Source organism: Gemmatimonadales bacterium (genome assembly GCA_030697825.1).
Lineage (GTDB): Bacteria > Gemmatimonadota > Gemmatimonadetes > Gemmatimonadales > JACORV01 > JACORV01.
Genome location: JAUYOW010000102.1, coordinates 25,716 through 47,740 on the forward strand (window position 1 = coordinate 25,716; position 22,025 = coordinate 47,740).

A 22,025-nucleotide genomic window follows, 5' to 3' on the forward strand; every position below is an offset into this window, starting at 1 on the left:
GGTGCCGGCGGCTAGAAGGAGTGGTCGGCGTCCGGGTAGACGCCGCGGCGCACCTCGTCGGCGAAGCGGCCGACGGCCCCGCGCACGTCGTCGGCCAGGGCGGCATAGCGCTTCAGGAACTTGGGCGAGAAGGTGTCGTTGAGGCCGAGGAGGTCGTGCAGCACCAGGACCTGGCCGTCGCATCCCGCGCCCGCGCCTATGCCGATGGTGGGGAGCGCGCGCTCCGCGGAGATCGCGGCGGCGACGGTCGCGGGGACCAGCTCCAGCACGACGCTGAAGCACCCGGCCTGCTCCAGCGCCGCCACGTCCGATGCCATGCGCCCGGCAGCCTCCTCGCCCTTCCCCTGCACCCGGTACCCGCCCAGCGCGTGCACCGACTGCGGCGTGAGCCCGACGTGCCCCATGACCGGGATGCCGATGTCCACCAGGCCGCGCACCGTCTCGGCGATGGCGGAGCCGCCCTCGAGCTTCACCGCCTGCGCGCCGGTCTCCTTCATGACCCGCCCGCAGTTCCGCAGCGCGTCGTCGCGGTTCACCTGGTAGCTGAGGAAGGGCATGTCAACGACCAGGAGCGCCCGCTTGACGCCGCGGCGCACCGCGCGCGCGTGGTAGATCATCTGGTCCACCGTGGCGGAAAGGGTGGACGGCTCGCCGCAGAGCACCTGGTTGAGCGAATCGCCGACCAGGGCGCAGTCCACTCCCGCCTCGTCCACCAGCCGGCCGAACAGCGCGTCGTACGCGGTGACGGCGACGATCTTCTGCTTCGCCTGCTTCATGGCGAGGAAGTCGCGGGTGGTGACCGCGGAGTTGTTAGGCGAGCGTGTGGGCGACATGCAGTTCGGCCAGTTCTCGCTGCCAGAAGGCGCGGTTGGGGATCTCGGGATGGGGGATGACGAGGCCGGACTCGTTCACGACGCGATCGCCGAATAGAACGATGTCGCAGTCGAGGGTGCGCGGGCCCCATCGCTCGCCGCGAACCCGGCCGGCGGCCCGCTCGATCAAGAGGAGCGCTTCGAGGAGGGCTCGCGGTTCCAGCGTGGTCTCGACCAGCAGCATCTGGTTCAGGAACTCGGCCTGCGGCACGGGACCGAGCGGCTCGGTCTCGAGGACGGCGGAGGCGCGCATGATTCGCGTGCCGGGCAGCCGCGCGATGGCCGCCCGCGCGCCGGCCAGCGCGGCCTCGCGATCGCCGAGGTTCGAACCGAGCGCGATGGCGACCGGCTCAGACTTCGTCACGCGAACGCTCGACCACAACCTCGACGTAATCCACCGGCCCCGGGACCGGGGCGTGGGGCTTCCGCGCCGCCACGCGCACGCGGGACACGCCGTCGAGCGCCAGCGCCTTGTGGGCGACCTGCTCGCAGAGGGCCTCGAGCAGCTGGTGGTGGCTGGTGCCCACGGTATCCGCGACGAGCTTGTGCAGGGTCCGGTAGTCGAGGAGCATCCGCGGCGAGTCCGCCTCACCGACTTGGCGCAGCGACAGGTAGACGGTGACGTCGAGCTCCAGCGGCTGGGGGAACTTCTCCTCGTGCGGAAGGAGGCCCACCAGGGTGTGGAAGCGCATGCCGCGTAGCGTGATGGAGTCGGAATTCATAATGATGGAAGGGTATGCGGGTGAACGCGGGGGCGCAATTCGGCGGGACTACGCGCCCAGCACCTTCCGACCGGCCGCGAGAACCTCGTCGTGGTGCCGCTCGAGCGCCACGTTCGCTCCCCGGCACCCCGCGACGACCTCCGCCGTCCAGTCGAGGTAGGCCACCCGGCGCTCGCGCGACCAGTCCGACGGCGGCGCGTGCGTCACGTCCTGCACGTTGCAGATCCTGTCGGCGAGCTTGATCAGCCTGGCCTTGGCGGACTGGTGCGCCGCCTGCTGCACCTGGAGTCGCTTCCGCTCTTCCCTGGGCAGCCGCTTGTCGTCCGTCACTTCCTCCACCAGCGCCCGGACCTCGCGCCCGAACCGCGCTTCCAGCTCCGCCCCGGTCGTACCCGTGTCTTCGATGGTGTCGTGCAGGATGGCGGCGAGCAGCGTGTCGAGGTCCGTGACGCCGCCGATGCTCGCCAGGACGTGCGCCACCTCGATGGGGTGGTTGATGTACGGCGCCTGGCTCGCGCCCTTGCGCCGCTGGTCGCGGTGCCTTTCGGCCGAGAAGTGGAGCGCGCCGAGCAGGCGCGCGGCGTCGCTCATGCGTTGGCGAACCGTCGCGCCACGTCGCCCAGATGCGTAGCCACCGCCTCCAGCTCGCGGGTGCTCCGCTCCAGCTCGGCAAACTCGCGCGCCTGGCCCTCCGCCTGCGAGGCCATGTCCTCCGCCTCGTGGCGGTTCTTTCGCGATATCTCCGCCGAGGAGCGGATGCGCTCGGCCAGCAGCGCCAGCGCCGCGTCCTGCTCCGCGGCGGTACCGGCGATGCTGCGGGCGTGGCCGGTCGCGTCCGCCGTGGAGCTCACGATCGCCTCCAGCGCGGCAAGCGACCTGCTGGAGACCTCCTCCACACCGCCCACCGCCTGCTCGCCGCGCCGCATCTGGTCCACCACCCGCGTCATCTGCTTCTGGATCGCCGCCACCAGCTGGCTGACTTCGCCTGCCGCACGACTGCTCTGGTCGGCGAGCCGCCGCACTTCGTCCGCCACCACGGCGAACCCCCGCCCGTGCGCGCCGGCGCGCGCCGCCTCGATGGCGGCGTTGAGCGCGAGCAGGTTGGTCTGGTCGGCGATGTCGCGGATCACGCCGATGAAGTCGTTGATGCTGCGCGTCACCTTCTGGAGCGAGAGCACCTTCTGCGACGAGTCAGCCACGAACGCCTTGAGGTCAACCAGTCGCTGAACCGCTCCGCCGATCGTGTCCCGGCTCTCGGTCGCCGTGTTGCTCGCTTCCACGCTGCGCTCCGCGGCGTCCCTCCCGTCGGACGCGACGCGGCGGGCCGCCGTGGTCAGCGACTCGGTAGCGCCGAGGTTGGCCTGCACCTCCAGCTCCTGCTGGGCCGCCGCACGCTTGATCGTCGCCGCGTGCTCCTGGCTGCGCGCCGACGCCCGCCGCAGCCTCTCGACGGCAGCCGCTACCGCCTTCACCTCCGTGCCGATCCGCTCGACGGTCTGCACCAGCGGCTCGCGCAGGTCGGCGATGTGGATGGCGGAGGAAACCTGGGTGGCGAGCGTCGCGACCAACGTGATGGCCTTCGGGCCGTACATGTTCCGCTTGGTGTGCTCGATCTCCAGCGTGCCCACCGTGAGGTCACCGAACCGCAGCGGCATCAGCAGGATGCTCTGCGCCGTGGGCCTCTGCTCCGCGATGCGGGGGTCCAGCCTGGCGTCGCTCACCACCGCGACCTCCCCCGAGGCGACCACGCCGGCGCGGATGGCCTCCAGGTCTTCGCCCGGTTCGCCGCGGCCAGGAGCCCCATGCGCGCTGCGATAGATGCGGCGGGTCCGGCCTTGCTCCTCCCGGTAGATCCGGAAGTCGGTCCAGTCCACCAGCCGGTTGGCCAACCGAGCGATGCGGTCGAGCGAGTCCTCGAGCGAGAGGTCCGCGGTGACGGCCATGTCCACCGCGAGCACCTTGATCCGCTCCTCGGCGCCGATCGACTCCTCGAGGAGACGCTTCACCATCCACCCCGCGAACAACAGCATAGCGCCGATGAACGGCCAACTGCGCGGCTCGAGCGTCGCCACCGCGATGAGCGCGGTCGCGGTCGACAGCGCGGAGACGAAGTACGCGATGACCTCGTACCTCAGGATGAGCGACTGATCGTCCTCCAGAAGCTTGCCGCGCAACAGCAGCGTGAAGTAGAACAGCGCGCGCCCGATGACGAAGTACGAGATCACGAAGAACAGCAGCGCGGGAACCAGGTCGAGCCCGAGGCCGTGGCCCTCGAGCCCGCCGCTATTCAGCATTCCGGCGTAGACGCCGAAGGCGGCGGCGAGCGTCAGCACCTCGCGCCCGGCGTTGATCGCCGCCGCGCGCCACGGCTTGCGGAGCCAGCCCCAGTCGCCGGCCAGACAGGCCACGGCCATCGCGAGGAGCGTCGGCACGGCGCCGAAAAGCAGGCTCCCGGTGAGGCCGACGAAGCCGGTAAGGGAAAGGTACGAGTACTTGGAGAGCGGTACGGCATAGCGCCTCAGCACCGTCGCCACCGCGACGAGCGACAGCACCGTGGGCCCGGCAGCCAGCGCGCGCGGATCCATCGCGAGGCCGCCGCCTAGAACCAGCCCGCCCGCCACCGCGAGGGCCACGGGGTAGACGGTGACGATGGTGCCGACACGCAGCCAGGTCACGCTCGAGCCGCCTGGGCCGGCCGCGCCACGTCCATCGCGTGCCGCAGCTCCTGGAGCCATGCGCCGGCCGCCATCACCCCACCCGCGCTCATCCGATCCACGACGGCACTCCCCACCACGACACCATCGGCCAGCGCCGCGACCTCGGCGGCCTGCGAGGGAGCGGAGATCCCGAACCCCACCGCCACCGGAAGCGCGGTCGCCGCGCGCACCGCGGCCACCCTCACGCCGATGTCGGATGCGACCGCCCGGCTCGCCCCGGTCACGCCAAGCCGCGCGACTAGGTACACGAATCCCCGGCTCGCCGCCGCGATCCTGGCGAGGCGCGCCGGGGGAGTCGTCGGCGCCACCAAGCGGACCAGCGGCAGGCTGCCGGCGGCGAGCGCGTTCTCGGTCGCGGGGTCCGCTCCGACCGGCAGGTCCACCACCAGGACGCCTGCCGCTCCCGCCTCGCGCGCGGCGGCCGCGAACCGGACGGGACCCATGGCGAGCACCGGGTTCAGATAGGTGAAGAGGACCACGGGCACGGAAGGCCGTGCCTCACGCAGCAGGTCGAGCACCCCGCGCAGAGTGACTCCTGCGGCGAGCGCGGCGTGGGTGCTCGCCTGGATCACCGGCCCGTCCGCGACCGGGTCGCTCCACGGCACGCCCAGCTCGACGATGTCGGCGCCGAAGCCGGGCGCACCGGCCAGGAACTCGCGCGTCGCGTCCCAGCCGGGGTGGCCCGCGGTGATGTAGGGGATGAGCGCCGCGCGGCCGGCGGCACGGAGCCCCGCCCAGCAGTCGGCGAGTTGACCTTCAGGCAAAATAGTCGGCGACCCGCACCCCGTACTTGTCGGGGCTGGTGACCTTGATGATGGAGCGGAGGAACGTGCCCGAGGCGTCCTGCTCCACGAGGTCCGCGACGTAGCCGGGGAAGCTGATCGTCCCCCCCGGGTCGGAGACGATCCGGACCATCGGGCGGTGCACCATCTCCAGGTTGTCGTTGGCCGCGGCCACTATGGCCAGCTCGTAGGTGTCGAGGATGACCATCGTCCCCACCGGATAGATGCCGATGAGGTTGATGAACGCCTTCACCAGCACCGGATCGAAGCCGCGCTTGGGGTTCTCCCACATCTCCTTCAGCACCGCGTCGGGCTGGATTGGCGTCGTCTGGTAGGAGCGGCGCGAAGTCGCGGCGTCGAAAGCGTCGGCCACCGCGATCATGCGCGAGAAGATCGACAGATCCCGCTTCCGGATGGACTTCGGGTAGCCGGTGAGGTCCACCTTCATGTGGTGCTCGTACGCGCCGATCATGCTCCGGTACGGGATCTCCCCGTAGCCGCGCAGCCCGAACAGGGTGAGCACGCCCAGCCACGGGTGCGCCTGCATGATCCGCCACTCCTCCTCGGTCAGGCTCCCGTCCTTGTTCAGCACCTCGAGCGGGACCCGCGACTTGCCGACGTCGTGGAAGAGCGCGGCCATGCCGAGGTCGTAGAGCTGGAGCTTGCTGAGGCCGATCTTCCGGCCCAGGGAGACCGAGAAGATGCACACGTTCACGGAGTGCGTGAACGTGTAGTCGTCGTAGTCGCGCAGCGTCGTGAGACCGATCAGCGAGCTCTCGTTGGAGAGCACCTGGTCCACGATCGCCTGCACGGCGCGCTTGACCTTCTTGACGCTCGCCGTGCGGCCCATGCGGACCGAGTTGATGACTTCCTTGGTGACGGCCACCGAGCGCTGGTAGGTGCGCTTCGACTGCTCATTCTGGCGCTCCTCGTCGTCCTCGCTCTGGTCCGACTCCATCGGCGGCTCGACGCCGATGTGCGCCACGCCGCCGTCCCGCATTTTGGTGGACAGCTCGAAGTACTTGTTGGTGCTGGCTTCGCGGGAGGCCGTGCTCAGCATCAACGAGAGGAAGGTCGTCCACTCCCGGCGGTCGGCGCCCTGCTCGGCGCGCACCATCCCGACGCCGACGTTGCGCAGGATGCTCAGCACGTGGGAGAAGGAAGCGTAGTTGTCGAGGTCGAGCCGCAGCCGGGTCTGGTTGACGAAGATGAACTCGCCCGTGACCCGCAGCTCGATCTCCTCCTCCAGGTCGAGGATGCCCTGCACCGTCGCCGAGAGGTCGTCTAGCGACTTCTGTACCTGCATGTTCTCGAACGGGTAGAGCTTGAGGGAGCGCATCGCCGTGTAGAGCATCACCAGGAACTCGCGGCCCGCGGCCCTGATGAACGCGTCGCTGGTCTGGATGGAATCTACGACCGAGGGCCGGCGTTCCTGTTCGCTCACCTCACACCCCCGGCGGCGCGAACAGGCTCTGGGTGGCGCGCTCACCACGCAGGGCGCGGTTCACCGCGTTGCGCACCAGCGCCTCCTTGTCGGACGACGCCTTCTCTAGCGAGGCGCGCGCGGACGGGGTGCCGATCTTCCCCAACGCCATCGCCGCGCAGGCCCGCGTCTGCGGGTCCTCCTTGCGCTTGAGGAAACCGCCGCTGTTCAGGATCCCGTTCAGCGACGCCACCCCCGACTCCCCCACCAGCGAGCCGTAGGCCTCGAAAAAGGCCATCTTCTCGGTGAGGTCCCGCTCGCGCATCGACTTCCCCTGCACGACCTCCGCGATGCGGGGCAGCGCCGAGCGTGACTGGCGGGCGCCGATGATGCGGATCGACGCCAGCCGGACCTCGCGGTCCGTGTCCTCGAGCCCGCGCTCGAGGGCCTGGATCGCCGCCGGCGACGCGATCTCGGACAGCGCCTGCACCGTAGCGACGCGGATCGCCGGCTCCACGTGCCCCAGCGCCTGGCCCAGCGCCCCCACCGCCTGCTGAAGCTTGAGCTTCCCCGAGAGCTTCACCGCCTCGGCCACGACGTTAGCGTCCGCCGACTGCATCGCGCCCACCACGACCGGCGGGTTCGCCGCGGCGAGCCGGCCCGCCGCCGCCTCGACGATGTCGCGGATCCGCGCGTTGCTCAGCTTCGGCAGCCAGGCGAACAGCGTGGGCAGCGCTTCGCCGCGGAGCTCGCTGAACAGATCTCCCAGCTCCTCCGCCGCCGGGTGAACCGACGCCTCATCCAGCGATTGGAGGAGCTGCGCCAGGCTCTGCTCCTGCGAGAGCCGGCCCGGCAGGTCCTCGAGCGCCTTGCGGTGCTCGGGGAGCACCTCGCGCGCCCGCGTCAGGACCGCCTTTGCCTCGCGAAGCACGTAAGCCACCGAGCTGAAGTCCGCGGCCCCCAGGAGGTACGGCAGGAAGCTCTCCAGGATCGAGATCAGCTCGGCGCGGACCGTCGGATAGGGCTGCAGCTCGAGTACGTCGAAGAGCATCGCCAGCACGTTGCGGCGCAGGTCCTGCGCGTACTCGCCCTGCACCGCATCGCGGATGTACCCGATCTCCTTCTCATCCAGGAAATAGAGCGTGGTGTCGAAGTCCTCGGTCTTGACGATGCCCGAGCGGGCCGGCGCCGACTCCTGCTCCGTCGCGGCGCCGCCCCGGCTGGCGGTCTCGCCCACCTCGTCGGCCACCGCCCCGGCGACGCCTCCCGGCATGGTCGCGGGCACCCGCACCTCGCCCGACCCCGGCAGCGACATCCCTCCCACGTCGGACGTGAGGTCCTGGAAGACGTACCGTATCCGCTGGAAGTCCTTCTCCCAGAGCAGCGTCAGCAGGTCGTCGCTGTCCTCGGACTGGAGGTTGCGCGCCTTGTGCACCACGTCGAGGAGGCCCACGATCTCGTTCTGCTCTACGCCCGCCAGCAGGGTGACCGAGCGCACCCCGTCCTTGAAGAACACCCACGCGATGCTCTCGCTCCGGTTGCTGTTGCTGTAGACGACGTTCCCCTCCCAGCGGAAGTCGCTCTCGGAGACGTCGAACACGAGATCGTCCGTCGCCTCCCAGATCGGCTGGAAGGCCGCGCGCAGGTTCTCGGTCGCCCGCTGGTAGATGGGGTTGTTAGGCAGGTAGAACTGATGGGCGCGGAGCGCCTTCGCGAGGGCCTGGAGAAGCTCCTCGACTTGGGCTGGTGGAAGCGCCAGGTCCATGCTTGCGCCGTCCGTCACACCGCCGTCCCCTCGAGCGACGCCACAGTAGCGACGTCCTTGTCGCCCCGGCCGCTCAGATTGATCACGACCAGCTTGCCGCGGGCCCAGCCGTCCGCCTGGGCAATGACCCATGCCACGGCGTGCGCGCTCTCGAGCGCCGGTATCACGCCCTCCAGCCGTGCCAGGCGGTGGAACGCGTCGAGCGCCTGCCCGTCGGTCACCGCCACGTACCGCGCCCGTCCCGAGTCCTTGAGCGCGGCGTGCTCAGGGCCGACGCCCGGATAGTCCAGGCCGGCCGAGATCGAGTGCGCCGGCGCTACCTGGCCGTCGGCGTCCTGCAGAAGATAGCTGTAGCTCCCGTGCAGTACGCCCGGGAGGCCGCGCAGCAGCGAGGCGGCGTGCCGTCCGCCGTCGAGTCCCTCACCCGCCGCTTCCACTCCCACCAGCTCCACCGCCGCGTCTCCGATGAAGGCGCTGAAGATGCCGATCGCGTTCGACCCGCCCCCGACGCAAGCTACCACGGCGTCCGGCAGACGGCCGCACGACGCCAGGCATTGGGCGCGGGTCTCCCGGCCTATCACCGCCTGGAAGTCGCGTACCATCCTGGGATACGGGTCGGGCCCTACCACCGAGCCGATAATATAGTGCGTGGAGTCGACGTTGGTGACCCAGTCCCGCATCGCCTCGTTCGTCGCGTCCTTCAGCGTGCGCGTCCCTGACCCCACCCCCACCACTTCGGCGCCCAGGAGCCGCATCCGGAAGACGTTGAGCGCCTGGCGGGCCATGTCCTCCTCGCCCATGTACACGACGCAGGTGAGCCCGAAACGCGCGCCCACCGTGGCCGTGGCCACCCCGTGCTGTCCGGCCCCCGTTTCCGCGATGATCCGCCGCTTCCCGAGTCGCAGTGCCAGCAGCACCTGCCCGATCGTGTTGTTGATCTTGTGGGCGCCGGTGTGATTCAGGTCCTCGCGCTTCAGGTAGACCCTGCCGCCCACCTCCTCGCCGAGGCGCGGCGCCTCGGATAGCGGAGTCGGCCTCCCGACGTACTCGGCCAGCAGCCGCTCGTACTCGTCCCAGAAGGCCCGGTCCGCGGACACCAGGTCGTACGCCTGCGCCAGGTCCTCGAGTGCCGGCACCAGAGTCTCCGGCACGTAGCGGCCGCCGTACGGCCCGAAGCGGCCCGTCACGCCGTGCCCCGCCGTTCCACCCGGGGCACTTCGGTCAGCGCGCGCAGCGCCGCCGCCGGGTCAGCGGCGCCCGCCACCGCGGTCCCCACGAGCACGGCGTCTGCGCCGAGGCCGGCGACGCGCGACACGTCCCCGCGCGATGAAAGCCCGCTCTCCGCCACGGCGATCACGCCGCGGGGCACCTTGGGAAGGAGCGCCGCCGCCTGCTCCGGCCGCATGGCCAAGGTGTCGAGGTCGCGCGCGTTCACCCCGATCGCCGTCGGGCTAACGGCGAGCGCCGCCGCCAGCTCGCCGGCGTCGTGGACCTCCACCAGCGTAGCGAGCCCGATGTCCCGGGCCAGCCGGGTGAGCTCCGCCAGCCGCTCCGCCGGCAGCACGCGCACGATCAACAGGATCGCGGACGCGCCGACCGCTCGCGCCTCGTAGATCTGGAGCGGATCGATGATGAAGTCCTTCCGAAGCGTGGGCACCGCCACCGCCGACGCCACCCGAGCCAGGTCGTCCAGAGCGCCACCGAAGTGCGATGGCTCGGTCAGCACCGAAACGGCGGCGGCGCCCGCTTCCACATAGGCCGCGGCCAGCGCCGCGGCGTCCGCATCCTCACGGATGGGTCCCATGGAAGGAGAACGCCGCTTCACCTCCGCGATCACCGTGACCGCCGTTCCCGAGCGAAGCGCCGCTCCGAAGTCCGGGGCGGGACGCGCCCCCGCCGCGCGACGCTCCCAGCCAGGCTGCTCCGACCGCCTGGCCGCCACCAGCCGGGCGGTTTCGGCCAGGATGCCCTCGAGTACCCCGGATGCTTGCGGTTCGGCTTTCATTCGGCTACCGTTGTTTCGGAGTATCTTCGGGCTTCGCTAGACCAGCCCCGACCACCACGGAGCAAAGCGTGCCGCTCACCAGACGACAGCGCGAGATCCTCGACTACCTCACGCAATACATCGACGAGCACGGGTACGCCCCCAGCTTCGAGGAGATCGCGGCGGCCATGAAGTACGGCTCCCTCGCCACGGTCCACGAACACCTCTCCAACCTCGAGCGCAAGGGCGTGATCCGGCGTTCGTTCAACGAGAGCCGGGCCATCGAGGTCCTGAGCCGCGCCCGGCAGCCGGGAGTGGCGGAGGTGCCCCTGCTCGGCGCCGTCGCCGCCGGAGAGCCGATCGAGGCCATCGAGGAACACGAGACGATCACGCTGCCCGAGGACATGCTGCCGGCGACGGGCCAGAGCTTCGTGCTACGGGTCCGCGGTGACTCCATGATCGACGAGCAGATCCGCCACGGAGACTACGTCGTGGTGCACAACCGTACCTCCGCCCGCAATGGCGAGACCGTCGTCGCCCTGGTCTCCGGTACCCACGCCACCGTGAAGAAGTTCTACCGAGAGAAGGACGGCCGCATCCGGCTCCAGCCCGCCAACGCCGCGCTCGACCCGATCTTCGTCCGTGAGGACGATGTGGTGGTTCAGGGTGTGGTGGTCGGGGTGTTGAGGAAGTACTAACGCCTTTCCTTCTTCAACTCCTCCAACACCCCCGCGGCGCGGCCCGACGCCACCGACTCCCTCGCCGCCGCCACGCCGTCCTCGAAACGAGTCAACACACCCGCCGCCACCAGCGCTGCGGCCGCGTTGATCACGACCGCCGCGAACCGCACGCTCCCGGCGTCCTCCCCGCTCACGACCCGCTCCACGATTCGCGCGTTGTCCTCGGGGGAGCCGCCTGCCAGCTCGGCGAGATCCCCCGACGGAAGTCCGAAGGCGTCGGGCTCCAGGACCCACGTCCGCACGCCACCGCGGTCGACCTCCCAGACGTCGGTCGGTCCTACGGGCGAGATCTCGTCCATCCCGGCGCGCGCGTGTACCACGAACGCGCGTTCGCAATCAAGGCGCGCTAGCGCGGCAGCCATGAGCGGCGCCCGCGACACTTCGGGCACGCCCACGAGCTGGCGGCGCACGCCGGCCGGGTTCGCGAGCGGGCCGAGCAGGTTCATGATCGTAGTCAGGCCCAGCTCGCGGCGCACCGGACCGACGTGCCGCATGGCGGGGTGGAAGAGCGGCGCGAAGAGGAACGTCATGCCGCACCGTTCGAGCATCGACGTCGCCGAAGGCGCGTCCTGAGGGATCGGCACGCCGAGGGCCTCGAGTACGTCCGCACTCCCCGAGCGCGAGGTGAATGAGCGGTTGCCGTGCTTCGCGACCCTGGCGCCCGCGCCAGCGGCGACGAGCGTAGCGGCGGTCGAGATGTTGAACGTTCCGAGGCAACCGCCGCCGGTGCCGCACGTGTCTATCAGCCCTTCGAGGGAGGCGGGCGTGACGCGCACCATCTCGGCACGGAGCGCGACGGCCGCTCCCACCACCTCGTCCGCCGTTTCGCCCTTCGCTCGCAGCCCCATGAGCAGCGCCGCCGTCTGCACCGGCGTGGCCTCGCCGGCCATGACCTGCGCGAAGGCGTCCTCCGCCAGGTCGGACGGGAGGTCGTGGCGGTCGGCGAGCGCCAGGATGGCGCGTGAAACCGGGTCGGTCAGGGGCATCCGGCGATGTAGGACGGGGCGGGCGAACAGTAGTCGCGGCGATCACGCTTTGTCAAATGCCGCAAGCACTTGCGTCGCTTGACCACCCCCCCGGCGACCACTAGGTTTCGCGCCCATGGCGGCTCGCCCGACGCTACTCGTGCTGCATTACGACGGGGGCGCGTTCGCAGGGTGGCAGAGGCAGAAGGCCGCGCGCACCGTGCAGGCGGACCTCGAGTCTGCCCTGGAGCGTTTGGTGGGACGTCGAGCCGCGGTGATCGGCGCCGGCCGCACCGACACCGGGGTGCATGCGGTGGGACAGGCTGCGGCTGCGACCGTCCCCGAGCGATGGACGCCGGCAGAGCTCGTACGGGCCCTGAACGCGCTGCTTCCTCCCGACGTGTGGGTCGCGTCGGCCAGCCGCATGAAGGCGGGCTTCAACCCGAGACGCGACGCGGCCGAGCGCACCTACTGTTATCGCATCGGCCTCGATCCCGGCGCCCGCTCGCCGTTCCGGCGGCGCTACGAATGGGCACTCGGCGCACCCCTCGACGATGAGCTGCTCGCGCGCGCCGCCGCGGAGATCCGCGGGGTGCACGGCTTCCAGGCGCTCTCCACCGTTGGACCTGAGCGCCCGCACTACCAGTGCCGGGTGATGGAGGCCATGTGGCAACGCCGCGATGACGCACACGGCTACGAGTTCTGGGTCACGGCCGACCGCTTCCTCCACCGGATGGTCCGGTTCCTGGTCGGTGTGATGGTGGACGTGGCACGCGGGCGGCGCCCGCTGTCCGACCTGGGCGAGCTCCTGAACGGCACGGACAACCGTAGGGCATCGCCGCCCGCCCCGCCCCAGGGACTCTTCCTGGTCGGCGTGCGCTACCCCGCTCACCTTTACGCGGACGCGTGATGAGGAACGGCATCGTTGCGGCACTGGCCGCCTTCACCGCGGTCACGCCCGCCCACGCGCAGCGCCCCGACCCCATCGGCGGCGAACGCCGCTCCGTCATCGGCGCGGCGGCCGCGCGGGTCGCGCCCGCCGTCGTCAGCGTGAACGTGGTGCGCCGCGAGCGCACCCTGCCCCGCACGACGTTCGAGGCGTTCGCGCTTCCCCGCGGATACGAGCAGCTGGTCGAGGGCCTCGGCACCGGGTTCCTGGTGACGAGCGACGGGATGATCGTCACCAACCAGCACGTGGTGACGGGAGCCGAGCAGATCGTCGTCACGCTGCGGGACGGACGCGACTTCCCCGCCCGGCTGCTCGGCGAGGACGCCCGCACCGACATCGCGGTGGTGAAGATCGACACCACGGGCCTGCCGGTCGCGCCTATCGGCCGCACCGCCACCCTCCAGACCGGTGACTGGGTCGTCGCCATCGGCAATCCGTACGGCTACCTCCTTGGCAATACCGAGCCCTCGGTCACGGCGGGCGTGGTGAGCGGCACCGGCCGCGACATCCTGCCCTCCGGCGACCGCAGCGGGCTCTACGTGGATATGATCCAGACCGACGCCTCCATCAACCCCGGCAACTCGGGCGGTCCGCTGGTGAACTCGGCGGGCGAAGTCGTGGGCGTGAACGCGTTCATCCTCACCCAGTCCGGCGGCAATGTGGGTCTCGGCTTCGCGATCCCCATCGAGCGCGCGATGCGGGTGGCGCGCGACCTTCGCGCGCAGGGGCGCGTGCGGCGCGGGTGGATCGGCGTCGAGATCGCCGAGCCGCCGCAGCGCTCCGGAAGCTGGCGGCGCCAGCCCGGCGTTCCCGTCCGGCGAGTCGCCACCGGCGGCCCCGGCGAGCGCGCGGGCCTCAAGCCGGGCGACATCGTGGATCGCGTCAACGGCCAGCTCATCCGCAACTTCCTGAACTGGGAGAAGGCGCTCCTCGATCTCGGCATCGGCGATACGCTGCGCGTCACGCTGCGACGCGGCGAGGAGTCGCAGGACATTTCGATCGCGGCCGTCGAGGTGCCGTCGGAAAGCGCGACCCGTGTCACCTTCTCCGACCTCTCGCTGGTGACGGTCACGCCCGCCATCCAGGCGGAGCGCCGCCTCACGCGGCAGCAGGGCGCGCTCGTGGTCTCCGCGGGCCCCGAATCGCAGCGCACGCTGGGGCTCCAGCCGGGCGACGTCATCCTGCAAGTGAACAACGTCGCGGTCACCTCGGCGGAGCAGTTCAACCAGCTGATCGCGTACTACCGGGGCCGCGGCGCGCTCCGGCTCTTCTTCGAGCGGCAGGGCCAGATCGCCTACGCCGACTTCTGGGGTGGCAGGTGACCGACTTCGAGCGCTACTCCTCGCCGCTCGGCACCCGATATGCCTCGGCGGCGATGCAGCGGCTGTTCAGTCCGCGCACCCGGATCGGGTTGTGGCGGCGGCTGTGGATCGCGCTGGCGGAGGCCGAACGCGAGGTCGGCATCGCGATCCCCGACGCGGCGATCGCGGAGATGCGGCAGCGCGCCGAGGAGATCGACTTCGCCCGCGCCGAGGAGTACGAGGCGCGGTTCCGCCACGATGTCATGGCGCACGTGCACGCCTTCGGTGACGCCGCGCCCGCCGCGCGGCCCTTCATCCACCTCGGCGCCACGTCCGCGTACGTCACCGACAACGCCGACCTGCTCATCATGCGCGAAGCGCTCCGACTCGTCGAAGCCAGGCTCGGCGCGGCGCTCGAAGCCCTGCGCGCTTTCGCCGCGCGCTACCGCGCCATGCCCACGCTGGCGTACACGCACCTCCAGCCCGCCCAGCTCACCACCGTCGGCAAGCGCGCCGCGCTCTGGATGCAGGCCTTCGTCTGGGACCTCGATGAGGTAGCGCACCGGTTGCGCACCCTGAGCTTCCTCGGCTGCAAGGGCACCACGGGGACGCAGGCCTCCTTCCTCGACCTCCTGAACGGCGATCATGCCAAGGTCCGCCGGCTCGACGCGCTGGTGGCGGAGAAGCTCGGCTTCGAACGGGTGGTGCCGGTGAGCGGCCAGACCTACCCGCGCAAGACCGACGCGCAGCTGCTGTCCACCCTCGCCGGCGTGGCGCAGTCGGCGGCCAAGCTGGCGGCGGACCTGAGGCTGCTCCAGCACCTCGGCGAGATCCTGGAGCCGTTCGGCGCCGAGCAGATCGGCTCATCCGCGATGGCGTACAAGCGCAACCCGATGCAGGCCGAGCGAATCACGTCGCTGGCCCGGTTCGTGATGCACCTCCCGGCCAACGCGGAGGAGACCGCGGCGCAGCAGTGGTTCGAGCGGACGCTCGACGACAGCGCCAACCGGAGGCTGGTGCTGCCCGAGGCGTTCCTCGCGACGGACGCCATCCTCGTGCTCCTGGCGAGCGTGGCGTCGGGGCTGGAAGTGCGCGATGCCGTCGTGCGGCGGCACGTGATGACGGAGCTGCCCTTCATGGCGACGGAGCGGTGCCTGATGCTCGGCGTGAAGGCGGGTGGCGACCGGCAGGCGCTGCACGAGGTGATCCGGCGCCACAGCATGGAGGTCGCGCGCGCGGTCGCGGAGGACGGTGCGCCCAACGACCTTCTCTCGCGGCTCGCGGCCGACCCGTCCTTCCGCGCCGCGCCGATCGCCGAAGTGGCGCGCGATCTCGATCCCACCCACTTCGTGGGGCGCGCGCCCGAGCAGGTGGACGAGTTCCTCCGCGATGTCGTGGACCCGTTGCTGGCGCGACTCCCCGGAGCGCCGCCTGCCGAGGTGCGGGTATGACCGGCGTCATGCGGAGCGAACTCCCCCTGCCCCTGGTCCGTCGCGGCAAGGTTCGTGAAGTCTACCGGATCGACGACGACCGCCTGCTGCTGGTCGCCAGCGACCGGATCAGCGCCTTCGACGTGGTGATGAACGAGGCGGTGCCCCACAAGGGCGCGGTTCTCACCCAGATAAGCGCGTTCTGGTTCTCCCATCTGGCGGCGGCCACGCCGCACCACTGCCTGAGCGCGGACGTCGACGAGATCGTCGCCGCCTGCCCGGACCTCGCCGGCCACCGCGACGCGATCGCCGGCCGGGCGATGCTGGTGTCGCGCACCGAGCCGGCCGCGTTCGAGTGCGTGGTGCGCGGCTATCTCTCCGGTTCCGCCTGGAAGGAGTACCGCGAGCTGGGGACGCTCGCGGGCGAGCGCCTGCCCCTGGGGCTCGGGGAATCGGACCGGTTCGACCCGCCCGTCTTCTCGCCGGCCACCAAGGCCGACGTCGGCCACGACGAGAACGTGACGTTCGCGCGCATGAGCGAGGCGCTCGGCGCGGACCTCGCAACGCAGCTCCGTGACCGCTCGCTCTCCCTCTACCTCGAAGCTCAGGCGTACGCCGCCCATCGCGGGATCATCATCGCGGACACCAAGTTCGAGTTCGGGCTCGACGGCCGCGGACGGCTGCTGCTGATCGACGAGGTGCTGACGCCGGACTCCTCGCGCTTCTGGCCCGCGGACCGGTACGCCCGGGGCGGAGCGCAACCGAGCTTCGACAAGCAGCCGGTCCGCGATCATCTGGACGCCGTGCGCAAGGCGGGCAGCTGGAACGGAGAAGCACCGCCGCCGGCGCTGCCCGACGAGGTGGTGCGCTCCACCAGCGACCGTTATCGGGACATCTACCGCCGCCTCACGGGCCGGCCACTGGAGGCGTCGTGATCCGCATCGTGCCGGAAGGCTGGCCCTTCATCAAGACGGGCTTCGCGCTGGACGCCGCGCTGCTCGCGATCTGGTACGCCTGGCCCGGCTGGATGGTCATTCTTCCGGTGATCGGCCTGCTGCTCACCGTCTGGCTGTTCATCTTCTTCCGCGACCCGGTCCGGGACGGGCCGCGCGGCGACCACATCGTCATCTCCCCCGCCGACGGCCGCATCCGCGGTATCGCCCAGGTGGAGGAGCCGATGTATCTTCACCGCAAGGCCACGCGGGTCTCCATCTTCATGAACGTCTTTGACGTCCACGTGAACCGGTACCCCGTGTCGGGCGAGATCGAAGTCGTGCACTACAACCCCGGCGAGTTCCTGGTGGCGAGCGACGACAAGGCCTCGCTGGTGAACGAACAAGCGTCGGTCGGCATCGCCTCGTCGAAGGGTCAGGTTCTGGTGAGGCAGATCGCGGGACTCATCGCGCGCCGCATAGTCACCGATGGCGGCCCCGGCGACCAGGCGGTCCAGGGGGAACGGATGGGTATGATCCGCTTCGGCTCGCGGGTGGACGTCTTCCTGGAGACGTCGGCGTCCGTGAAGGTGTCTCTCGGCGACAAGGTCCACGCCGGCCGGACGATCATCGCGGAGCGCGGGGCATGACGGCGCCGCGCCGCCAGGCGATGCGCCGGGCCATCGTCATCCTCCCCGGCGCGTTCACCTCCGGGAACCTCTTCTTCGGCATCTGGTCGGTGATCGAGGCGTCGCGGGGGAACTTCACGCACGCCGCCTGGTTCATCGTGGTGGCCGGCTGCATGGACATGCTCGACGGGCGTATCGCGCGGATGAGCCGCACCGGCACCGCCTTCGGCGCCGAGCTGGACTCCCTCGTGGACGCGATCAGTTTCGGCGTCGCGCCGGCGTTGCTCCTCTATTTCCACACCTTCAAGGGCGGCGACTGGTCGTGGCTGCTCTGCTTCCTCTACATCCTCGCCGCGGTCCTGCGCCTGGCGCGCTTCAACGTCGAGCAGGCGGGCCACGCCAAGTCGCAGTTCTTCGGGCTCCCTTCGCCGGCCGCGGGCATGACGCTCGCCACGTACTATCCCTTCTCGCGGACGGACTTCTTCCACCAATACCTGGCCGGGCTCTGGCCCTGGAACACCGCCATCGCCCTGCTGGTCGTCATGGTGTCGCTGCTGATGATGAGCCACGTACCCTACCCGGCCGTGCCGAAGATGAACTTCCGCACCTGGCGCGGCCTCCTCGGCATCGGGTGGGTGCTGTTGGTGATCGTCGCGGCCCTTTACTTCCCGGCCTACTTCTTCTTCCCGTTCGGGATCGCGTTCATCGGCTACGGACTCGTGCGGGCCGCCGGCGTCGGCTTCCTCGACCGGCTGCCGGAGCGTGACCCGCTCGCGGACGACGAGGAGAACGGCGCCCGGCCGGTGGAGGACGACGTAACGCCCAAGTCGCTGCTCCCCTTCCGCCTGGGCAAGCGCCGCCGCCCCGGCGGGGGCCACTGATGCGGTTCCGCGGCCGGGTGCGCGTCATGCCGAGGTCGGGCCTGCTGGATCCCCAGGGGCACGCCGTGGAGCAGGCGCTCGGCGCGCTCGGGTTCGCGACCGTGTCGCAAGTGCGCGTGGGCCGGACGCTCGAGATCGCGCTCGACGCCGATTCCGAGCACCAGGTGCGCGAGCGCCTGCGCGAGATGTGCGAGCGGCTCGTCGCCAACCCAGTAACCGAGGACTACACGATCGACGCCGTTGAGGCGCTGGCGTGAAGGTCGCCGTGGTGCGGTTCCCCGGCTCCAACCGCGATCTCGACGCGCACCATACCGCCCTGGCCGCTGGCCACCAGTGTACGCTGGTGTGGCACGGCTCGACCGATCTCGAGGGCGCCGACGTGGTGATCCTGCCCGGCGGGTTCTCCTACGGCGACTACCTTCGCCCCGGAGCCATCGCGCGGTTCTCGCCGGTGATGCGGGCGGTCGCCGAGCACGCGAAGGCGGGCCGTCCGGTGCTGGGCATCTGCAACGGCTTCCAGATCCTGTGCGAGGCGCACCTCCTCCCCGGCGCGCTGGTGCGCAACGAACGACTCGCGTTCGTGGCGAAGATGGTGACGGTGCGCGTCGAGAACGACGCCACGCCGTTCACCTCCGGCTACGCCGTCGGCCGGGAGCTGCGCTTCCCGATCGCGCACGGCGACGGCCGCTACGTCGCCGACGAAGTTGCGCTCGACCGGCTGGAGCGCGAGGATCGCGTCGTCTTCCGCTACGTGAACGGCAACCCCAACGGGGCCATGCGGGACATCGCGGGGATCACGAACGAGGGCCGGAACGTCGTCGGCCTGATGCCGCATCCCGAGAGCGCCGCCGACGCGCTCGTGGGCTCCAACGACGGGGCGGCCATGTTCGCGTTGGCCGCGGTACCCGCACACGTCTGACGGAGGTAACAATGAAAGAGCGAACCCTTTTCCTCATCGCCGCCGTGGCGGCCATGTGCGCGAGCGAAGCCCGCGCGCAGGACACGACCAGCGCGGTCCGCCCCGGCATGACCGAGGCCGACGTCCTCAATCGCTGGGGCGAGCCGGTGGCGGTGCGCCGCGTCAACGACTGGACGTACCTGTTCTTCCGGAACAATTTCGAGCGGCAGTGGGGCTACTACGACACGGTCTTCCTCCAGAACGGCCAGGTCGTTGATGCGATCGTGCGCGCCCCCGAGCACGTGTACCTCGGACCGAGCAGCTCGCCCCCGGACCGGGCGCCTTTCTTCACGCCGCCGGCGACGCCACGGCCCGACACCGCGGCCGGCACCGTGACCGGCGTCCGCGTCACCACCCCGACCACCCCACCACGGCCGGAGTTCTGATGGCTGACAAGCCCAGCGGCAACGAAGAGGAGTACTTCCTCAAGCTGGAGAGGGAGAAGCTCGAGAAGCTCAAGAAGGAGGGGGCGGCGCGCCGCGCGGAGGAGGAGAAGCACGAGCGCCGCAAGCTCCATCACATGCACTGCCCCAAGTGCGGGCACGATCTGGTCGAGGAGCGCTACCACGGCGTGAACGTGGACCGGTGCACCGCCTGCCGAGGCATCTGGTTCGACGCCGGCGAGGCGGAGGGTCTGCTCGACAAGGACCCGGGCGCGCTTCAGAGCTTCTTCGGCGACCTCGTCTCGGGCCTCGGCGGAGGAAAGAAGCGCCCGTGACGGCGCGCCCGCGCCCAGGCGACCCAGCCATCACGCCGGAGCTGGTCCGCCGGCACGGGCTCACCGCAGCAGAGTTCGACCGCATCCGGGCCATCCTGGGGCGGGATCCCACCTTCGTAGAGCTCGGCGTCTTCTCCGCCCTGTGGAGCGAGCACTGCTCCTACAAACACTCGAAGCCCGTCCTCCGGACCTTGCCGACCACCGGGTCCCAGGTCCTCCAGGGTCCCGGTGAGAACGCCGGGGCGGTCCGCATCGGCGAGGGGTGGGCGGTAGCCTTCAAGATGGAATCGCACAACCACCCCTCCGCGGTCGAGCCCTACCAGGGTGCCGCGACCGGCGTGGGCGGCATCCTGCGCGACATCTTCACCATGGGCGCGCGACCGATCGCGCTGCTCGACTCGCTCCGCTTCGGCTCCCTCGACTCGCCGCGCCAGCGCTACCTCTTCAAGGGAGTGGTGCACGGCATCAGCGACTACGGAAACTGCGTCGGCGTCCCGACGGTAGCCGGGGACGTCGCCTTCGAGCCTGCCTACGACGGCAACCCGCTCGTCAACGCGATGTGCGTGGGACTGTTGCGCGAGGATGAGCTGATCCGCGCCATCGCCGCGGGGCCCGGCAATCCAATCGTCTACGTCGGCGCGCGCACCGGCCGCGACGGCATCCACGGAGCATCGTTCGCGTCCGAGGAACTCTCCGAGAAGAGCGAGGCCCGGCGGCCGCAGGTGCAGGTCGGCGACCCGTTCACGGAGAAGCTGCTGATCGAGGCCTCGCTCGAGCTCATCGCGTCGGGCCACATCGTTGCGATCCAGGACATGGGCGCCGCGGGCCTCACCTCGAGCTCGGCGGAGATGGCGGCGCGCGGCGGTGTCGGCGTCGAGATCGACGCCAAGCAGGTCCCGGTGCGCGAGGAAGGCATGACGCCGTACGAGGTCCTGCTGTCGGAGTCGCAGGAGCGGATGCTGGTGGTCGCCAAGCGCGGCCTCGAAGACCAGGTCCGGGCGATCGCGCGCAAGTGGGAGCTCGAGAGCGCGGTGATCGGGCGCGTCACCGACGACGGGCTCTACCGGGTGCGCTGGGGCGAAGACGTGGTCGCCGAGATCCCGGGTGCGCAGCTGGTCGAGGGTGTGCCCATCCACGAGCCCGACGCTGTGGAGGGCGACGAGGCGAAGGCGCGGCGCACGCGGCCGCTCCCCCCGCCCCGCACCTCCGACCTGGACCTGGTGCTCGAACGGCTCCTCGACGTCCCCGCCATCGCCTCGAAACGCTGGGTGTACGAGCAGTATGACACGTCGGTCCAGTCCAACACGGTGATGGGCCCCGGCGGCGACGCGGCGGTGATCAGGGTCCGCGGCTCGAGCCTCGGCGTCGCGGTGACGAGCGGTTGCCCGGGCCGCTACGTCTGGCTCGACCCGTATGAGGGCGGCAAGGCGGCCGTCGCCGAGGCAGCGCGCAACATCGCGGTGACGGGGGCGAGGCCCCTCGGCGTAACGGACTGCCTCAATTTCGGGAACCCGGAGAAGCCCGAGGTCTTCTTCCAGTTCCGCGAGGCGTGCCGGGGCATGGCCGACGCCTGCCGCGCGCTCGATACGCCCATCACCGGCGGCAACGTCTCCTTCTACAATGAGAGTCCGACGGGCGCGGTGCTGCCCACTCCGATGGTCGGGATGGTGGGCGTGCTTACGGACGTGACGGCCCGAGTGCCGGCGGCGTTCCGGGAGACCGGCGACCTGGTCGTGGTGCTGGGCCGGTGCCGGGGCGAGCTGGGCGGCTCGCAGTATCTTTCACTCGAGACCGGCGAAACGTTCGGGATACCGCCGCGGGTGGATCTCACGGCCGAGCGGGCTCTCATAGATTGCCTGGTAGCGGCCGCGGAACGGCGGCTCCTCCGGTCGGCGCACGACTGCTCGGAGGGCGGCCTGGCCGTAGCACTGGCGGAGTGTGCGATGGGTGCTGAGCCGCCGCTGGGGGTGGAGGTGGACATGACGAGGTGGGCGGGTGGCGTCGCTCCCGACGCCGCGCTCTTCGGGGAGGACCAGGGACGCGCGGTCGTGACCGTCGCGGCGGGCGACGTGGAGGCGCTGGCGGCGCTGGCAGCGCGGCACGGCCTCCCCGCGGCGGCCGTCGGAACGGTGGGGCCGGCGGGCGGGCCGGTGCGCCTCGTGGTGGACGGCGTGACGGTCTCGCGGCAAGTGAAGCGGTTGCGCGAGATCTACGAAGGCGCGATCCCGCGTCGCCTCGCCCCGGCAGGAGGGTAGCC

General features: G+C 70.6%; 23 protein-coding genes. 12 read left to right on the forward strand and 11 right to left on the reverse strand.

All coding sequences use genetic code 11. From position 1 onward, the window contains the following. Window positions 1-11: 11 nt before the first annotated feature. Genes panB through Q8Q85_05420 form a run of 10 tightly spaced genes read right to left on the reverse strand, consistent with a single transcriptional unit; the run spans window position 12 to window position 10,286 of the window. Window positions 12-833 carry a 3-methyl-2-oxobutanoate hydroxymethyltransferase gene (gene panB / locus Q8Q85_05375; protein MDP3773681.1) on the reverse strand — a complete coding sequence of 274 codons (822 nt, stop codon included), beginning with the start codon at window positions 831-833 and terminating at the stop codon, window positions 12-14. Continuing rightward, complete coding sequence (folK, locus tag Q8Q85_05380) at window positions 811-1,236, reverse strand: 2-amino-4-hydroxy-6-hydroxymethyldihydropteridine diphosphokinase (GenBank protein ID MDP3773682.1); 426 nt, start codon at window positions 1,234-1,236, stop codon at window positions 811-813. Before folK ends, panB begins: the two co-directional genes overlap by 23 nt. After that, window positions 1,223-1,594, reverse strand: coding sequence for a dihydroneopterin aldolase (locus Q8Q85_05385; GenBank protein ID MDP3773683.1), 372 nt, complete (start codon window positions 1,592-1,594; stop codon window positions 1,223-1,225). Before Q8Q85_05385 ends, folK begins: the two co-directional genes overlap by 14 nt. 48 nt (window positions 1,595-1,642) lie before the next feature. Next, entirely contained in the window at window positions 1,643-2,185 is a 543-nt protein-coding gene (locus Q8Q85_05390; protein ID MDP3773684.1) for an HD domain-containing protein, read from the reverse strand. Continuing rightward, the gene (locus tag Q8Q85_05395) at window positions 2,182-4,269 is read right to left on the reverse strand and encodes a methyl-accepting chemotaxis protein (protein MDP3773685.1); all 2,088 of its coding nucleotides are present in this window, start codon (window positions 4,267-4,269) and stop codon (window positions 2,182-2,184) included. The genes Q8Q85_05390 and Q8Q85_05395 overlap by 4 nt, the downstream gene beginning before the upstream one ends. After that, the gene (gene trpA / locus Q8Q85_05400) at window positions 4,266-5,075 is read right to left on the reverse strand and encodes a tryptophan synthase subunit alpha (protein MDP3773686.1); all 810 of its coding nucleotides are present in this window, start codon (window positions 5,073-5,075) and stop codon (window positions 4,266-4,268) included. The genes Q8Q85_05395 and trpA overlap by 4 nt, the downstream gene beginning before the upstream one ends. Next, window positions 5,068-6,537, reverse strand: a complete 1,470-nt coding sequence (locus tag Q8Q85_05405; GenBank protein MDP3773687.1) for an HD-GYP domain-containing protein — start codon at window positions 6,535-6,537, stop codon at window positions 5,068-5,070. Before Q8Q85_05405 ends, trpA begins: the two co-directional genes overlap by 8 nt. A 1-nt stretch (window position 6,538) precedes the next feature. Then, window positions 6,539-8,299, reverse strand: coding sequence for a HEAT repeat domain-containing protein (locus Q8Q85_05410; GenBank protein ID MDP3773688.1), 1,761 nt, complete (start codon window positions 8,297-8,299; stop codon window positions 6,539-6,541). After that, window positions 8,296-9,468, reverse strand: coding sequence for a tryptophan synthase subunit beta (gene trpB / locus Q8Q85_05415; GenBank protein ID MDP3773689.1), 1,173 nt, complete (start codon window positions 9,466-9,468; stop codon window positions 8,296-8,298). Before trpB ends, Q8Q85_05410 begins: the two co-directional genes overlap by 4 nt. Continuing rightward, window positions 9,465-10,286 (reverse strand): indole-3-glycerol phosphate synthase TrpC, encoded by an 822-nt coding sequence (locus Q8Q85_05420; GenBank protein MDP3773690.1) that lies wholly within the window; start codon window positions 10,284-10,286, stop codon window positions 9,465-9,467. The genes trpB and Q8Q85_05420 overlap by 4 nt, the downstream gene beginning before the upstream one ends. A 68-nt stretch (window positions 10,287-10,354) precedes the next feature. On the opposite strand from Q8Q85_05420, the gene lexA reads away from it, so the two are divergent. Continuing rightward, a complete protein-coding gene (lexA, locus tag Q8Q85_05425) occupies window positions 10,355-10,963 on the forward strand; it encodes a transcriptional repressor LexA (protein ID MDP3773691.1) in 609 nt (202 codons plus the stop codon). On the opposite strand, the gene trpD is transcribed toward lexA, so the two are convergent. Next, window positions 10,960-11,991 carry an anthranilate phosphoribosyltransferase gene (gene trpD / locus Q8Q85_05430; GenBank protein MDP3773692.1) on the reverse strand — a complete coding sequence of 344 codons (1,032 nt, stop codon included), beginning with the start codon at window positions 11,989-11,991 and terminating at the stop codon, window positions 10,960-10,962. The genes lexA and trpD overlap by 4 nt on opposite strands. 115 nt (window positions 11,992-12,106) lie before the next feature. On the opposite strand from trpD, the gene Q8Q85_05435 reads away from it, so the two are divergent. From Q8Q85_05435 to purL, 11 genes are read left to right on the forward strand one after another with little or no spacing between them, the layout of a single operon-like run. After that, a complete protein-coding gene (locus Q8Q85_05435; GenBank protein ID MDP3773693.1) occupies window positions 12,107-12,880 on the forward strand; it encodes a tRNA pseudouridine synthase A in 774 nt (257 codons plus the stop codon). Next, complete coding sequence (locus tag Q8Q85_05440; protein ID MDP3773694.1) at window positions 12,880-14,241, forward strand: trypsin-like peptidase domain-containing protein; 1,362 nt, start codon at window positions 12,880-12,882, stop codon at window positions 14,239-14,241. Before Q8Q85_05435 ends, Q8Q85_05440 begins: the two co-directional genes overlap by 1 nt. Continuing rightward, window positions 14,238-15,671: an adenylosuccinate lyase gene (purB, locus tag Q8Q85_05445; protein ID MDP3773695.1), complete on the forward strand. Its 1,434-nt coding sequence runs from the start codon at window positions 14,238-14,240 to the stop codon at window positions 15,669-15,671. Before Q8Q85_05440 ends, purB begins: the two co-directional genes overlap by 4 nt. Beyond that, window positions 15,668-16,585: a phosphoribosylaminoimidazolesuccinocarboxamide synthase gene (locus Q8Q85_05450; GenBank protein MDP3773696.1), complete on the forward strand. Its 918-nt coding sequence runs from the start codon at window positions 15,668-15,670 to the stop codon at window positions 16,583-16,585. The genes purB and Q8Q85_05450 overlap by 4 nt, the downstream gene beginning before the upstream one ends. Next, window positions 16,582-17,232: a phosphatidylserine decarboxylase family protein gene (locus tag Q8Q85_05455; GenBank protein MDP3773697.1), complete on the forward strand. Its 651-nt coding sequence runs from the start codon at window positions 16,582-16,584 to the stop codon at window positions 17,230-17,232. Before Q8Q85_05450 ends, Q8Q85_05455 begins: the two co-directional genes overlap by 4 nt. Then, the gene (pssA, locus tag Q8Q85_05460) at window positions 17,229-18,092 is read left to right on the forward strand and encodes a CDP-diacylglycerol--serine O-phosphatidyltransferase (GenBank protein MDP3773698.1); all 864 of its coding nucleotides are present in this window, start codon (window positions 17,229-17,231) and stop codon (window positions 18,090-18,092) included. Before Q8Q85_05455 ends, pssA begins: the two co-directional genes overlap by 4 nt. Continuing rightward, on the forward strand, window positions 18,092-18,349 hold the full coding sequence (gene purS / locus Q8Q85_05465) for a phosphoribosylformylglycinamidine synthase subunit PurS (GenBank protein MDP3773699.1): 258 nt from the start codon (window positions 18,092-18,094) through the stop codon (window positions 18,347-18,349). The genes pssA and purS overlap by 1 nt, the downstream gene beginning before the upstream one ends. Continuing rightward, window positions 18,346-19,011 (forward strand): phosphoribosylformylglycinamidine synthase subunit PurQ, encoded by a 666-nt coding sequence (purQ, locus tag Q8Q85_05470; protein MDP3773700.1) that lies wholly within the window; start codon window positions 18,346-18,348, stop codon window positions 19,009-19,011. Before purS ends, purQ begins: the two co-directional genes overlap by 4 nt. An 11-nt stretch (window positions 19,012-19,022) precedes the next feature. Then, window positions 19,023-19,436, forward strand: a complete 414-nt coding sequence (locus Q8Q85_05475; protein MDP3773701.1) for a hypothetical protein — start codon at window positions 19,023-19,025, stop codon at window positions 19,434-19,436. Then, window positions 19,436-19,768 (forward strand): zf-TFIIB domain-containing protein, encoded by a 333-nt coding sequence (locus tag Q8Q85_05480; GenBank protein ID MDP3773702.1) that lies wholly within the window; start codon window positions 19,436-19,438, stop codon window positions 19,766-19,768. The genes Q8Q85_05475 and Q8Q85_05480 overlap by 1 nt, the downstream gene beginning before the upstream one ends. Continuing rightward, window positions 19,765-22,023 (forward strand): phosphoribosylformylglycinamidine synthase subunit PurL, encoded by a 2,259-nt coding sequence (purL, locus tag Q8Q85_05485; protein ID MDP3773703.1) that lies wholly within the window; start codon window positions 19,765-19,767, stop codon window positions 22,021-22,023. The genes Q8Q85_05480 and purL overlap by 4 nt, the downstream gene beginning before the upstream one ends. Window positions 22,024-22,025: the final 2 nt, after the last annotated feature.

Excerpts from the sequence above, each read along its gene's own strand:
- panB (MDP3773681.1), bottom strand. The coding sequence starts at position 833 with ATGTCGCCCACACGCTCGCCTAACAACTCCGCGGTCACCACCCGCGAC.
- Q8Q85_05385 (MDP3773683.1), bottom strand. The coding sequence starts at position 1,594 with ATGAATTCCGACTCCATCACGCTACGCGGCATGCGCTTCCACACCCTG.
- Q8Q85_05390 (MDP3773684.1), bottom strand. The coding sequence starts at position 2,185 with ATGAGCGACGCCGCGCGCCTGCTCGGCGCGCTCCACTTCTCGGCCGAA.
- Q8Q85_05420 (MDP3773690.1), bottom strand. The coding sequence starts at position 10,286 with ATGAAAGCCGAACCGCAAGCATCCGGGGTACTCGAGGGCATCCTGGCC.
- trpD (MDP3773692.1), bottom strand. The coding sequence starts at position 11,991 with ATGCCCCTGACCGACCCGGTTTCACGCGCCATCCTGGCGCTCGCCGAC.
- Q8Q85_05435 (MDP3773693.1), top strand. The coding sequence starts at position 12,107 with ATGGCGGCTCGCCCGACGCTACTCGTGCTGCATTACGACGGGGGCGCG.
- Q8Q85_05440 (MDP3773694.1), top strand. The coding sequence starts at position 12,880 with ATGAGGAACGGCATCGTTGCGGCACTGGCCGCCTTCACCGCGGTCACG.
- Q8Q85_05450 (MDP3773696.1), top strand. The coding sequence starts at position 15,668 with ATGACCGGCGTCATGCGGAGCGAACTCCCCCTGCCCCTGGTCCGTCGC.
- pssA (MDP3773698.1), top strand. The coding sequence starts at position 17,229 with ATGACGGCGCCGCGCCGCCAGGCGATGCGCCGGGCCATCGTCATCCTC.
- purS (MDP3773699.1), top strand. The coding sequence starts at position 18,092 with ATGCGGTTCCGCGGCCGGGTGCGCGTCATGCCGAGGTCGGGCCTGCTG.
- Q8Q85_05475 (MDP3773701.1), top strand. The coding sequence starts at position 19,023 with ATGAAAGAGCGAACCCTTTTCCTCATCGCCGCCGTGGCGGCCATGTGC.
- Q8Q85_05480 (MDP3773702.1), top strand. The coding sequence starts at position 19,436 with ATGGCTGACAAGCCCAGCGGCAACGAAGAGGAGTACTTCCTCAAGCTG.